This is a genomic window from Shewanella gelidimarina, from assembly GCF_023283945.1.
In the GTDB taxonomy this organism is placed as follows: domain Bacteria; phylum Pseudomonadota; class Gammaproteobacteria; order Enterobacterales; family Shewanellaceae; genus Shewanella; species Shewanella gelidimarina.
In genome coordinates this window covers 1-13857 of the sequence record NZ_JAKIKW010000033.1, presented here as the reverse complement: position 1 = coordinate 13857, position 13857 = coordinate 1, and the positions used below count along the sequence as shown (strand labels likewise).

The following is a 13857-nucleotide window of genomic DNA, read 5'->3' as shown; positions in this document are numbered from 1 at the left end:
GGCTTACGCCGGCTTTTTATTATCTGCAATTCGGTGATGTTTGATAGCGATGATAAGCATCGCTATCCGTCAACAAAGAATGGAGCCAAATGATGACTCCACTCAACGGCATTTAATGCATGGCTTTTTGCTGTGACTCAACTTTAATCACAATCTCATCGCCTTTCACATCAACATGCGCAACACCGCCTTTTTCAAGGTCACCAAATAGAATCGCATCTGCAAGTGGACGTTTGATTAAATCCGTCACTACGCGCGCCATTGGCCTTGCTCCCATAGACTTGTCGTAACCTTTCTCCGCTAATAGGGTTCTCGCTTCATCACTGACATGGAGCATCACTGATTTGTCGTCTAGCTGAGCTTGTAACTCGACTAAGAACTTATCAACTACCTTAGCAATAACGGTCATATCGAGGTGATTAAACCAGATAATTGAATCCAAACGGTTACGGAATTCAGGTGAGAACACCTTGTTGATTTCCGATAACGCATCTTGAGTATGATCTTGCTGCTTAAACCCTATCGATTTACGAACCGTTTCCTGTACACCAGCATTTGTGGTCATCACGACAGTGACATGTCTAAAATCGGCTTTGCGGCCGTTATTATCCGTCAACGTACCGTGATCCATCACTTGCAGCAGCAGGTTATAGACGTCGGGATGGGCTTTTTCTATCTCATCGAGCAATACCACACAGTGTGGGTTCTTAATCACTGCATCGGTTAACAAGCCACCTTGGTCATAACCGACATATCCAGGAGGAGCACCAATAAGGCGTGATACCGTATGGCTTTCCATATATTCAGACATATCAAATCTAACAAGGCTAAGCCCGAGGCATTTCGCCAACTGGCTCGTCACCTCAGTTTTACCGACACCGGTAGGACCGGCAAACAAGAAGCTACCGACAGGTTTATTCTCACCGCCTAGTCCACTACGAGATAGACGTATAGCCGCACTAAGGCCCTCAATCGCGATGTCTTGCCCAAACACTACCATCTTAAGGTTACGTTCAAGGTTCTTGAGCATATCCTTATCAGAGCTCGATACCGACTTCTCAGGTATACGAGCCATTTTGGCGATAATGGTTTCGATTTCACTTTGACCGATGGTCTTTTTACGCTTATTCGCAGGCAACATCGCCATTCGAGCGCCCGCTTCATCGATCACATCAATCGCTTTGTCGGGTAAATGTCTATCGTTAATGTGCTTATCAGACAGTTTTGCAGCAACACTCAACGCCGCCTGCGTGTAGCGCACATTATGATATTCTTCATATTTCGACTTCAGTCCTTGAAGGATTTTGGTCGTCTCAGCAACAGAGGGCTCATTGATATCCACTTTTTGGAAGCGACGTGCCAATGCACGGTCCTTCTCAAAAATACTTTGATACTCTTGGAACGTTGTGGAGCCCATACATCTTAAATTACCACTTGAAAGCAGCGGTTTAAGTAAGTTGGATGCATCCATCACACCGCCAGATGCGGAGCCTGCACCGATAATAGTATGGATTTCGTCGATAAATAAAATCGCATGCTTATCATTTGAAAGCTCTTTGAGCAAACCTTTAAAGCGTTTCTCAAAATCACCACGGTACTTAGTCCCCGCAAGCAGTGCGCCTAAATCAAGCGAGTAAACAGTTGCCTTGCTCATGACTTCAGGCACTTCATCTTTGACGATGCGGTACGCTAGTCCTTCTGCAATTGCCGTTTTACCGACACCGGCTTCCCCCACTAACAGTGGGTTATTCTTACGGCGGCGACACAAGGTCTGAATTGAACGCTCAATCTCTTCGCTGCGACCAATCAATGGGTCGATTTCACCTTTTTTAGCTAACTCATTCAAGTTAGAGGTAAATTGCGACAAGATGCTGCGCTCTTCTTCCGTCTCAGTTTGATCTTCAATGCGATTGGGTTCGGCATCGGTATCAACATCATTTTTTGACGAACCGTGTGAAATGAAATTGACCACATCAAGACGAGTCACATCGCCTGAGCGCAATAGATAAACAGCTTGAGATTCTTGTTCGCTAAAGATAGCCACTAACACATTTGCGCCAGTCACTTCGTTACGCCCAGATGACTGGACATGGAAAACCGCTCGTTGTAAAACGCGCTGAAAACCGAGCGTGGGCTGAGTTTCTTTCTCTTCTTCAGGATCGGAAATGATAGGCGTGGTTTGTTGAATAAAACTCGAGACTTCGTCTCGGAGTTTATCGAGGTTTGCTCCGCAAGCAACTAACGCCTCTTGTGCGGCCGGATTATCGATTAACGCCAACAATAGATGCTCAACTGTCATATATTCATGACGTGCATCTCTGGCTTGCTGAAAAGCCAGATTTAAGGTGACTTCAAGATCTTTATTTAGCATAAGCACCCCCAAAAATTAACAACAGATTCAACCAAATTAGGCCTCCTCTAAAGAACACAATAACGGATGTTCGTTTTGTCTTGCAAACTGATTTACCTGAGCAACCTTAGTTTCTGCAATACCAAAAGGGAAAACACCACAAATCCCCTTTCCCTGATGATGAATGGCAAGCATTATTTCAGTGGCTTGTGCTTCATCCTTTCTAAAAAATAGCTGTAAAATCTCAATAACGAAGTCCATTGGAGTGTAATCATCGTTATTCAATATAACTTTATACATAGAAGGCTGTTTTAGCTCTGATTCAACGCTCTCTTCTACGTGTTCTAAGTGTTCAACGTTTTCTGTTCTACTCATGTTTCAATACTAGCCTCTAGTCTTGGCTTGTTCCAATTGATTATCGAACTCAATCTATTTAATACCACAAATCATACCAATTGCATTAAGTATTTGACCAATTCAGAGAGCCTCAGACTTTTCAATTCAAGGCGCATTGGTGAAAAAAAGGTTATTCCCTTTTAAAGCACTGCAAAGCAGAAGTGGAAAATCTGAGGCGCTCACTTAGTGCGGGTTTCAAAGCCCTTTAAGCTTCGTTGTGGGCTTTAGATATAGAATAACTATTAGCTTCAATCCCCCATCTCGCCTACAGGGCTTTGAATTCCCGCTGAATGGTCAAACTTTTAATGCAATTGGTATCATACCAAATAGTATGTGCTACTTTGTTTGTTAAAATGTTACCCACTTGTTAATATTATCTTGACAACCAACTTTTCTGCTTTCATTCTGTTCAGTACGCGGGGATTTTCCTCGCTGATATGTTTGACTATCTTACTGGGAAGTGAACAACAGAAGGAAGTGGAAGTATGGCAAGCGGAACTGTTAAATGGTTCAACAACGCCAAAGGATTCGGGTTTATTTGCCCTGATGCTGGCGGTGAAGACGTTTTTGCGCACTATTCTACCATCGAAATGGAAGGCTATCGAACTCTAAAAGCAGGCCAACCCGTCAGTTTCGAAGTGGAAGCAGGACCAAAAGGTATGCACGCGTCAGCAATATCAACAGCTAACTAAATTAGATGCGTTTGAAATAAAAAAGCAGAGTAGTGATCTACTCTGCTTTTTATTGCTTATTAAAAAAGCCCTGTGCAACACAGGCCTGAATATTTTAGCCGTTAACAAGTGCGTTTAGCGTCGCACTTGGGCGCATAGCGTTAGCAGCTTTAACAGCATCTAAACGATAGTAACCGCCTAAATCTACAGCTGGGCCTTGCACGCTATTTAACTCAGTAACAATCGTTTCTTCATTACGAGCCAAGTCTTCAGCAAACTGCGAAAACTGCGCTTGTAGCTCGCTATCTTGTGTTTGCGCCGTTAACGCTTGTGCCCAATACATCGCTAGGTAGAAATGGCTACCACGATTATCAAGTTCACCTACACGACGTGACGGTGACTTATTGGTATCAAGGAACTGACCTATGGCCAAGTCTAGCGTATCAGCTAAGACTTGTGCTTTTGCGTTGTTCGTTGTCTGGCTTAGATGCTCTAATGATGCACCTAATGCTAAAAACTCACCTAATGAATCCCAACGAAGATGACCTTCTTTCTCAACTTGTTGAACATGCTTAGGCGCACTACCACCCGCACCCGTTTCAAACAAGCCACCACCGTTCATAAGTGGCACGATTGAAAGCATTTTAGCGCTGGTACCCAGTTCTAAAATGGGGAACAAATCAGTGAGGTAATCACGCAGAACATTACCCGTTACAGAGATAGTATCTTTACCCGCTTTTACACGTTCAAGCGTATAGCGTGTCGCGTCGACAGGAGACATAATGTGCAGTTCAAGACCATTGGTATCATGATCTTTTAGATACAGCTCAACCTTTTTAATTATTTCAGCATCATGCGCTCGATCAGCATCTAACCAAAATATTGCAGGAGTCGCTGACAAGCGTGAACGATTAACCGCAAGCTTTACCCAATCACGAATTGGCGCATCTTTAACTTGGCACATTCTGAAAATATCACCGGCTTCAACCTTGTGTGACATTAGCACTACGCCACTTTGGTCAACGACATTAACGCTACCCGCCGCTGCAATTTCAAATGTTTTGTCGTGGCTACCGTATTCTTCTGCTTTTTGGGCCATAAGGCCAACGTTTGGCACGCTCCCCATAGTGCTAGGGTTAAATGCGCCATGGTTGATGCAGAAATCAATCGTTTCTTGATAAACGCCCGCGTAACAACGATCGGGGATCATTGCTTTCATGTCTTTTAGCTGACCATCTGGACCCCACATCTTACCTGAAGTACGGATCGCAGCAGGCATAGAGGCATCAATAATAACGTCACTTGGTACGTGTAAGTTAGTAATGCCTTTGTCAGAGTCAACCATCGCCAGTTCAGCACTGCATGCGTAAACCGCGGCGATATCAGCCTCAATAGCCGCTCTTTGATCTGCGGGTAAAGTGGCAATTTTGGCGTAAACATCACCCACACCATTGTTAACATCAACGCCAAGTTCTTCAAATAACTTGCCGTGCTTAGCAAATACATCTTTGTAGTAAACTTTAACCGCATGACCAAAAAGAATCGGATCCGATACTTTCATCATGGTCGCTTTTAAATGCAGCGATAATAAAACATCCTGCTGTTTAGCTTTTTCTGATTCACGCTCGTAAAAACTCACTAAAGCGGCTTTGCTCATGACTGCAGAGTCAATCACTTCATCGGCTTTCAGTGCGATAGCACTGCGCAATACTTGTTCAGAGCCATCGGTTTTGATCAATACAATTGAAACACTACCTGCTGCTGTAACAGTGACCGACTTTTCACTACCATAAAAATCACCTTCACTCATATGAGCAACGTGAGACTTGGAGTCTGTAGACCATTTACCCATTGAATGTGGATTTTTTTGAGCAAACTTCTTTACCGAACCGGGTGCACGGCGATCTGAATTTCCTTCACGCAATACAGGGTTTACCGCGCTGCCTTTAATTCTGTCGTAACGCGCTTGGATATCTTTTTCAATATCGCTAGCGGGCTCATCAGGATAGCTAGGTATGTCATAGCCTTTATTCTGCAATTCTAAAATACAGGCTTTAAGCTGCGGCACAGATGCGCTGACATTTGGTAGCTTTATGATGTTAGCTGCTGGTGATTTAGCCAGTTCGCCAAGTTCAGCAAGCGCATCACTGATTTTTTGATCAGCGGTTAAGTTTTCAGGGAAAACAGAGATGATGCGGCCAGACAGTGAAATATCACGAGTCTCGACGTTAACACCTGCACTTTGAGTGAACTTCTGAATAATAGGTAACAAAGAAAGAGTGGCGAGTGCTGGAGCTTCGTCAGTTTCGGTATAGATGATCGTTGATGATTTATCGTTCATTTTTTGTCCTACATTATTTTAAATTTAAGATTTTTATAATAGTTATGTCTATCTTTATGATTAAAAGGTAAAAAATTCAGTCACTTTCGATACTTATCGTCACTCACGCTGTGCGATAACTTTTTATATTGTTTGCCGCTACGTTCTCAATTGAGATCGCATAAACACGCGATTTTAGTTGCGGATCACACTTTTATGGCCGACATCATAAAACATTCCGAGCAAGATTCAAATTCCACTAATGGCCAATGAGCAGTACAATGTAATAATTAGCCCCTTTTTAAAAGTTAATTCGCGTGACTCAGCCATTTTCAAAGAAAAAAACACAACATAATAAATTCACCAAACCCAATGGCTTCTCTGCAACGTCGGCGAATAAGCCCTACCGCCAATCACGACCAACCTCTAAACCTAAAGAGGTGCAAGACCCTATCATCGTGTTGTTCAACAAACCATTTGATGTACTTTGTCAATTTACTGATGAACAGGGCCGTAAAACGTTAAAAGACTTTATTCCTATTCAAGATGTTTATGCCGCGGGCAGATTAGACCGAGACAGTGAAGGCCTTTTATTACTGACCAATGATGGTAAGTTACAAGCTCAAATTACTGAACCTAAAAAGAAAACCTTTAAAACATATTGGGTTCAAGTCGAAGGCGCCCCCACCGAAGTCGATCTCGATAAACTCCGTCAAGGGGTTGAACTTAAAGACGGTCTAACCTTACCCGCAAAAATTAATATCATGGAAAATCCAACAATATGGCCGCGCATGCCCGCGATACGCGAGCGTGCCAACATTCCAACGACATGGTTAACCATTGAAATTTGTGAGGGCAGAAATCGTCAGGTGAGAAGAATGACCGCTAATATCGGTTTTCCTACCTTAAGATTAATCCGCTATAAAATAGGCCAATGGAGTCTAGATGATCTACCCAATGGCCAATACCGCCAATTGGATATGAGGTCTAAAAGTGTCTGAACGGTATAAACCTAACACAACGGTAGCCTGTGTCATTGCCTCTAACGATCGTTACTTATTGGTTGAAGAGCTGATTGATGGTGAAATTAAGTATAATCAGCCAGCCGGCCACCTTGAGGCAAACGAATCGATTGTCGCTGCGTGTATTCGCGAAGTTCAAGAGGAAACAGGGCTCGATATCCAGCCCGAGGGACTCGTGGCAATATATCAATATACCGCATCCGAGCAACTTGCATTTGTGCGTTATACCTTTTATTTAACGCTTAAAAAATGCTTGATTTCTACGCCTTTAGATCCTGTCATACAGAGCACTAAATGGCTTACATTTACTGAGATAGTCGCGCTTAAATCTAAGCTACGAAGCCCGCTAGTGCTTAAATGCATTGAAGATTATCAAAACAATAAGCGCTATCCCCTCGAAATACTAAATGATCAATTGCTTTGATAGCTCAGTCTCCCAATGCATGGTAGAATATGCCCCCGCAGAAAGCGGCTGATGTTAGGCTCCCTTGTAATTAGATTTTTTACCCATATATTTAGCTAATATATGGCTGCGACACTCGTTAAACACAAAGGTTTTTAGGATTTATGACATCAATCGAACCCACTCATCTAGGTAAAAAAGTCATCGTCGGTATGTCCGGTGGTGTTGACTCCTCTGTTTCTGCTTACTTGCTAATGAAGCAAGGCTATCAAGTCGAAGGCCTGTTCATGAAGAACTGGGAAGAAGATGACACGGATGAATATTGTGCGGCGGCTGATGATCTAAAAGATGCACAAGCTGTCTGCGACAAGCTAGGTATTAAATTACATACCGTCAACTTTGCCTCAGAATACTGGGACAACGTGTTTGAGTATTTCCTTGCAGAATACAAAGCGGGTCGTACGCCAAATCCAGACATCATGTGTAATAAAGAGATTAAGTTTAAAGCTTTTCTTGAGTTTGCAGATGAAATACTCGATGCAGACTACATTGCAATGGGTCATTATGTGCGCCGCCGTGACATTGATGGTATCCCTCAAATGCTCCGCGGTGTTGATGGCAATAAAGATCAAAGTTACTTCTTATATACTCTCAGCCACGAGCAAGTTGCACGTTCACTATTCCCTGTGGGTGAGTTAGACAAAAGCGAAGTCCGTGAGATAGCCAAAGAGATGGGACTCATCACCCACGATAAAAAAGACAGCACCGGCATCTGCTTTATTGGTGAACGCAAGTTTACTGATTTTTTAGCCACTTTTTTACCGGCGCAACCTGGTGATATTGAAACCAGCGAAGGCGAAGTCATTGGTACCCACCAAGGCTTGATGTATCACACCTTAGGCCAACGCAAAGGTTTAGGCATTGGTGGCCTTAAAAACAGTAATGATGACCCTTGGTATGTTGTTGAAAAAGATCTAGTGCGTAATGTATTAGTTGTCGGCCAAGGTGGTAACCATCCCCGCTTGATGTCTAATGGCTTAATCGCTAATCAACTGCACTGGGTTGATAGAAAAGGGCCAGAAAATGGCGCCAAAATCACTCTAAAAACCCGTTATCGCCAACAGGATGTACCCTGTACTGTGACTTATGACAGTGCAGATCAAATTCGCGTTATCTTTAATGAGCCAGTCGCCGCAGTTACACCAGGCCAATCAGCTGTGTTTTATGATGGTGAGATCTGCCTTGGCGGCGGAATAATCGACGTACTAATAAGAGATTAATCCATGAGCGACCAGCTGTTTGAACGCACCATGGCTTTTGCTGGCATATTGCAAGCCGTAGCCCAAGTACAATACATCGCAAGAAATGGCGACTCCGATAAAGAAGCGCTAGCGGCAAGTTTAAATTCAGTGTTAGTGACGAACCCTGAATCGACAGCCGATGTTTACGCTGACCAAGAAGCGTTAAAGAAAGGCTATGAAATGATTGTTGCCCAGCTGGGTGACAGTAAGCAAAAAGATGTTGAAGTTACCCGCTACCTGGTGGGTATTCTGGCATTGGAGCGCAAACTAACGCGCTCTGCCAATGCCATGGGAATGTTGTCTGAGCGGATAAGTCAAATACACCGTCAACTTGGACACTTCGACATTACCGATGAACAAGTTATTGCTAATTTCGCCGGTATTTACAGTGATATTGTTAGCGAACTCGGTCCAAAACTGCAGATTTCAGGTAATCCTGAGTTTCTCAAACGCACCCAAACTCAGCAAAAAATTCGCGCCCTGCTACTGTCTGCCATGCGCAGCGCAGTGTTATGGCGACAATTAGGAGGCAAGCGTAGGCATCTTGTCTTCGCAAGAAAAACAATAGTCGATACAGCTATGAAAAGCCTCACCCTATAATTTAAGACAAGTTCATCAAGGAGCTTCTAATGGAACTTTCCGCACTAACGGCTATCTCTCCCGTAGACGGTCGTTATGGTAGTAAAACCGCCTCATTAAGAGGGATTTTCAGCGAGTTCGGCCTGACCAAATATCGTGTTCAAGTCGAAATTAACTGGCTAAAACTGCTATCTAGCAGCCCAGAGATTAAAGAAGTTCCCCCTTTTAGTGAAGCAGCACTTGCTTTACTTGATCAGATTAAAGATAACTTTAGCGAAGCAGATGCCCAGCGCGTAAAAGATATTGAAGCCACCACTAACCACGATGTTAAAGCGGTTGAATACTTCATTAAAGAACGTATCGCGGATAATGCTGAACTTGTTGCTATTGACGAGTTTGTTCATTTTGCTTGTACGTCTGAAGATATCAATAACCTTTCTCACGCATTGATGCTAACGGAAGCGCGTGATCAAGTGGTTATGCCTGATTGCCAGAAAATTATTGATGCGATTAAAGCATTAGCAAGAGAGCACAAGACGGTACCCTTGATGTCGCGTACACACGGTCAACCAGCTTCGCCTTCTACCTTAGGTAAAGAGATGGCTAACGTTGTTGTGCGTCTTGAGCGTCAGCTTAAACAAGTTGCAAACGTTGAAATCATGGGCAAGCTCAATGGTGCTGTAGGTAACTATAATGCGCACATCTCTGCTTACCCAGAAGTTGATTGGCATGCCCTTTCACAACGTTTCGTGACGAGTCTTGGCATCAACTGGAACCCGTACACGACTCAAATTGAGCCACACGATTACATTGCTGAGCTATTTGACGCGTTAGCAAGATTCAACACCATTCTTATCGATTTCGATCGTGATATTTGGGGTTACATCGCCTTAGGTCACTTTAAGCAGCGTACCATTGCCGGTGAAATTGGTTCTTCAACCATGCCGCATAAAGTTAACCCGATTGATTTCGAGAACTCTGAAGGTAACTTAGGGATTGCAAACGCGTTAATGCAGCACTTATCCGCTAAGCTTCCGATATCTCGCTGGCAACGTGACTTAACTGACTCTACTGTTTTACGTAACTTAGGCGTGGGTATCGCCCACTCGCTTATCGCTTATCAATCGACATTGAAAGGGATCAGCAAGCTACAAGTTAACGAAGAGCAACTTCGCAAAGAACTTGATGGCAACTGGGAAGTACTTGCAGAACCAGTACAAACAGTAATGCGTCGTTATGGCATCGAAAAGCCATATGAAAAGCTAAAAGAACTCACTCGTGGTAAGCGCATCGACGGTCAGCAACTTGCTGTCTTTATCGATGGTCTTGAGCTACCTGATGAAGTGAAAATTGAACTTAAGAAGATGACACCCGCCAATTACATTGGCCGTGCTGAAACTTTTGTTGATGAGCTTAAGTAAACGAACAACACCCTTGGTAGCTTAACTGACTACTAATGGTTCAAATAAGGCGGTAAGCTTAGGCTTATCGCCTTTATTTTTATCCTTTTTATGAGTGCTGCCAAAACATGTACAGTCTTAACTTAGACACCAACGCTTTTCTTACCGACTATTGGCAAAAAAAGCCGTTACTTATCAAAAATGCTTTTCCTAACTTTGAAGAGATCATCAGCCCAGATGAACTTGCAGGCTTAGCCTGTGAGGAAGAAGTCTCTTCTCGCGTTGTGGTGACCAAAGACAACGATTGGCAGATCTGCCAAGGACCTTTTGAAGATTATGATAAGTTTGGCAGCAGCCATTGGCAATTGCTGGTACAGGCGTTAAATCATTGGCATCCTGATTCTGCTCACTTTATTGATGCCTTCCGCTTTATTCCTGACTGGCGCTTCGATGATTTAATGGCCTCTTTTGCAACGCCTGGCGGCGGCGTGGGTGCACATATTGATAACTACGATGTGTTTATTATCCAGGGTGAAGGTCAACGCCATTGGACTGTGGGTGAAAAAGGCCAATATGCGCCGAAAAATAATGACCCAACCACGCCATTAATTGAAGGGTTCACGCCTATCATTGATGTGGTTCTGGAAAAAGGCGACATGCTTTACATTCCTCCAGGTTATCCGCACCAAGGCCAAACCTTAACCACGGCGATGAGCTATTCAATAGGCTATAGAGCCCCAAGCCAACAAGAGCTATTCAGTTCGTTAGCTGACGCACTCATTGATACCAATACCGGCCTAAAGCGCTTTACATCAACATCTGAGCCGACGATTGCTAGCCAAGTGAGCATCAGCCACCAGCAAGATATGATGGCACTGATAAGCGAGCTGGCCAGTTCGCCAGAAAGTTATCAAATGATGTTGGGTAACATGCTGAGTCAGAACCGATTTGAATTGGATTTATGTGAGCCAGAGGACCCTTACACTGCCGATATGCTGATGGACGATATTGAACAAGGCGCGCAGTTATACCGTATTGGTGGCTTAAAATTGTTACAGCTAGAAAATGACACGATATCTCGAGTATTTGTTAACGGTGAAGCCTTTGTGCATTCAACAGACATCACAGCCGAGGTGACGGTTTTGGCTAACAGCTTCAGTTTTGATACTGAGAAAACTCAACAGCTGATACAAAACAGCGCGACTCAAGATTTGATTTTGACACTGCTTAATCGTGGCTACTTTTACTTAGGCTAATAACAAAAAACAAATATTCTTATTTTAAACAGGCCGCTTCAACGCGGTCTTTTTATCTGACCACTCCAAAATTAAACAACACGATTTGAAGACACAATAATGCAGTTATCGAAAACTGACATGATTGGGTAGTGAACTGCAGTCTTGGTTATACAAAAATGGGCTCTTATGCTATTTGCTTGGTAAGAATATTGAATTAGAAAAATCACACAAAATAAAACGCCTGAATAATATAATTTATTCAGGCGCTTACATCACTAACTTAATGAAAATAGATTAAGCAGCAGGACCCCAGATCTTATCATCGGCCTGCATTTTATACAGTCCTTCAGCTCGTGAGATAAGTAAGTTTGCAAACTTAGCTTGCGCTGGATCGTTGACCAAACTTGAGCGCTGAATATTCTCTGCTTTCATTTGCCACATCATAGAAAAATGACGAACCGCATCTCTAGCAGTAGCAGCAACGTTAACATCAACGTAGTCAGAAGGCAGGTCACCGGACATCACCCAAAATGTCTGCTTAGAGGGTTTTTTAGAATCCATTTTCCAAATAGCAACAAATGGCGCTAAATAGCGGCTTTCATCAGCATGAACCTTATTTGGCAAAATCCCTTTTTCAGCGAGAAACTTGTTTGCTTTTTGAAATTGAGTTCTGATCCACTCTTGTCTTAATGCTTCTTGATCTTGAGCTTGATCGACTTCTTGTTCAGCCATCTCTTCCTTCCTTTCTTATTTTTCTTTTGAGTCCCTAAAAACAGCAGCTCTCTAATAATTTACAAACTTAACTAGCATCAATAACACTTAAAACCTTACGTTAACGTAAGGTGGAAAGCAGGATTGCCACACAGATCACAAATAATCCTAATCTTTACTTTGTTGAGAGTATCGCTAAATGCTATCGTTCTGCAATAAATATAACAAACAGATCGCACTGTAATCTAGCAGTAGCGGCATTATTGATGCTCATAGCGGAGATCAACAAGTGGCAGTATTCAATCACATCTCTTTTGACGACCATGAACAAGTAGTTTTTTGTCAGGATAAAGAAAGCGGCCTCAAAGCCATTATTGCAATTCATAACACAAACTTAGGCCCTGCTGTTGGTGGCTGTAGAATGTGGAACTATGAATCTGACGATGAAGCGATAACTGACGTACTGCGTCTTTCTCGTGGAATGACCTATAAAAATGCATTAGCTGGCCTAACCATGGGCGGTGGTAAGTCAGTTATTATTGCCGATCCAAAAATCAAAGATCGTGAAGCCCTCTTTAGAGCTTTCGGTCGTTGTATCGATACCCTAGGTGGAAAGTACTATTCTGCTGAAGATGTTGGTGTATCAACAACCGATATTATGATTGCACATCAAGAAACCCCTTATATGGCGGGTTTAGAAGGTAAGAGTGGCGATCCTTCGCCATATACTGCGCTTGGTACTTTCTTGGGTATTAAAGCTGCTGTAAAGCATCAGCGTGGCATAGACAGCCTTAAGGGACTTAAGATCTCTGTTCAAGGCGTCGGACATGTTGGTTACTACCTGTGTCGCCACCTTCACGAAGCAGGCGCAGAACTCATCGTTACCGATATCAATCAAGAGTCGTTAGACAAAGTGGCAACTGAGTTTGGTGCCACCGTTGTAGCACCTCAAGATATCTATCATCAAGATGTGGATGTCTATGCCCCTTGTGCACTCGGAGCAACAATCAACGACATTACTATTCCGATGTTAAAAGCGACTATTGTTGCTGGTTGTGCCAATAACCAGCTCGCTGAAGTTCGTCATGGCGAGTTGTTAAAGGAGCAAAATATCCTTTATGCTCCGGATTACGTTATTAATGCAGGCGGTATTATCAATGTCTCTTTTGAAAAAGACTATGATGCAACCGCAGCGACAGCCAAAGTAGAAGAGATCTACAACACACTACTGACTATTTTCAAACAGTCAGACGAGCAAGACCGTACAACGGGTGATGTTGCTGATGAAATGGCGCGCAAAATCATTAATGCCGCTAAGTAAAACCTAGCACCTTAAAAAAAACCAAGCACTTGCTTTAATGCCGATCAGTTAGTCAATATTTGATCGGTTGACCGATCTTCTCAGCATGCGAAAATCCGAATGTATTCCTTACATTCGGATTTTTTATGGACGTATCTCAAGCACT

The 13857-nt window shown here is 43.1% G+C and carries 12 protein-coding genes; 8 read left to right on the top strand and 4 right to left on the bottom strand.

Annotated elements, in window-relative coordinates; translation table 11 throughout:
* Positions 1 to 112: 112 nt before the first annotated feature.
* Entirely contained in the window at positions 113 to 2371 is a 2259-nt protein-coding gene (clpA, locus tag L2729_RS19995) for an ATP-dependent Clp protease ATP-binding subunit ClpA (RefSeq protein ID WP_248989839.1), read from the bottom strand.
* Positions 2372 to 2407: 36 nt separating this feature from the next.
* Positions 2408 to 2725, bottom strand: a complete 318-nt coding sequence (clpS, locus tag L2729_RS19990; protein WP_248989838.1) for an ATP-dependent Clp protease adapter ClpS — start codon at positions 2723 to 2725, stop codon at positions 2408 to 2410.
* Between the two features lie 506 nt (positions 2726 to 3231).
* On the opposite strand from clpS, the gene cspD reads away from it, so the two are divergent.
* Positions 3232 to 3438, top strand: coding sequence for a cold shock domain-containing protein CspD (gene cspD / locus L2729_RS19985; RefSeq protein WP_101089728.1), 207 nt, complete (start codon positions 3232 to 3234; stop codon positions 3436 to 3438).
* Between the two features lie 94 nt (positions 3439 to 3532).
* Here cspD and L2729_RS19980 read toward each other — a convergent pair whose 3' ends face one another.
* On the bottom strand, positions 3533 to 5758 hold the full coding sequence (locus L2729_RS19980; protein ID WP_248989837.1) for an NADP-dependent isocitrate dehydrogenase: 2226 nt from the start codon (positions 5756 to 5758) through the stop codon (positions 3533 to 3535).
* 296 nt (positions 5759 to 6054) lie between these two features.
* Here L2729_RS19980 and L2729_RS19975 point away from each other — a divergent pair, with 296 nt between their 5' ends.
* From L2729_RS19975 to L2729_RS19950, 6 genes are all read left to right on the top strand, one after another.
* Positions 6055 to 6738 carry a pseudouridine synthase gene (locus L2729_RS19975; RefSeq protein WP_248989836.1) on the top strand — a complete coding sequence of 228 codons (684 nt, stop codon included), beginning with the start codon at positions 6055 to 6057 and terminating at the stop codon, positions 6736 to 6738.
* Complete coding sequence (locus L2729_RS19970; RefSeq protein WP_248989835.1) at positions 6731 to 7183, top strand: NUDIX hydrolase; 453 nt, start codon at positions 6731 to 6733, stop codon at positions 7181 to 7183. The genes L2729_RS19975 and L2729_RS19970 overlap by 8 nt, the downstream gene beginning before the upstream one ends.
* 143 nt (positions 7184 to 7326) lie before the next feature.
* Positions 7327 to 8442, top strand: coding sequence for a tRNA 2-thiouridine(34) synthase MnmA (mnmA, locus tag L2729_RS19965; RefSeq protein WP_248989834.1), 1116 nt, complete (start codon positions 7327 to 7329; stop codon positions 8440 to 8442).
* 3 nt (positions 8443 to 8445) lie between these two features.
* Entirely contained in the window at positions 8446 to 9063 is a 618-nt protein-coding gene (gene hflD, locus L2729_RS19960; protein WP_101089723.1) for a high frequency lysogenization protein HflD, read from the top strand.
* 29 nt (positions 9064 to 9092) lie between these two features.
* Entirely contained in the window at positions 9093 to 10463 is a 1371-nt protein-coding gene (gene purB, locus L2729_RS19955; RefSeq protein WP_248989833.1) for an adenylosuccinate lyase, read from the top strand.
* Between the two features lie 107 nt (positions 10464 to 10570).
* On the top strand, positions 10571 to 11698 hold the full coding sequence (locus L2729_RS19950; RefSeq protein WP_248989832.1) for a cupin domain-containing protein: 1128 nt from the start codon (positions 10571 to 10573) through the stop codon (positions 11696 to 11698).
* A gap of 276 nt (positions 11699 to 11974) precedes the next feature.
* Here L2729_RS19950 and L2729_RS19945 read toward each other — a convergent pair whose 3' ends face one another.
* The gene (locus L2729_RS19945) at positions 11975 to 12412 is read right to left on the bottom strand and encodes a DUF4826 family protein (protein ID WP_248989831.1); all 438 of its coding nucleotides are present in this window, start codon (positions 12410 to 12412) and stop codon (positions 11975 to 11977) included.
* Between the two features lie 268 nt (positions 12413 to 12680).
* Here L2729_RS19945 and L2729_RS19940 point away from each other — a divergent pair, with 268 nt between their 5' ends.
* Positions 12681 to 13712, top strand: coding sequence for a Leu/Phe/Val dehydrogenase (locus L2729_RS19940; RefSeq protein ID WP_248989830.1), 1032 nt, complete (start codon positions 12681 to 12683; stop codon positions 13710 to 13712).
* Positions 13713 to 13857 lie beyond the last annotated feature (145 nt).

What these genes read in the sequence shown, in the direction of transcription:
- clpA (WP_248989839.1), bottom strand. Translation starts at nt 2,371, where the DNA reads ATGCTAAATAAAGATCTTGAAGTCACCTTAAATCTGGCTTTTCAGCAA.
- clpS (WP_248989838.1), bottom strand. Translation starts at nt 2,725, where the DNA reads ATGAGTAGAACAGAAAACGTTGAACACTTAGAACACGTAGAAGAGAGC.
- cspD (WP_101089728.1), top strand. Translation starts at nt 3,232, where the DNA reads ATGGCAAGCGGAACTGTTAAATGGTTCAACAACGCCAAAGGATTCGGG.
- L2729_RS19980 (WP_248989837.1), bottom strand. Translation starts at nt 5,758, where the DNA reads ATGAACGATAAATCATCAACGATCATCTATACCGAAACTGACGAAGCT.
- mnmA (WP_248989834.1), top strand. Translation starts at nt 7,327, where the DNA reads ATGACATCAATCGAACCCACTCATCTAGGTAAAAAAGTCATCGTCGGT.
- hflD (WP_101089723.1), top strand. Translation starts at nt 8,446, where the DNA reads ATGAGCGACCAGCTGTTTGAACGCACCATGGCTTTTGCTGGCATATTG.
- purB (WP_248989833.1), top strand. Translation starts at nt 9,093, where the DNA reads ATGGAACTTTCCGCACTAACGGCTATCTCTCCCGTAGACGGTCGTTAT.
- L2729_RS19950 (WP_248989832.1), top strand. Translation starts at nt 10,571, where the DNA reads ATGTACAGTCTTAACTTAGACACCAACGCTTTTCTTACCGACTATTGG.
- L2729_RS19945 (WP_248989831.1), bottom strand. Translation starts at nt 12,412, where the DNA reads ATGGCTGAACAAGAAGTCGATCAAGCTCAAGATCAAGAAGCATTAAGA.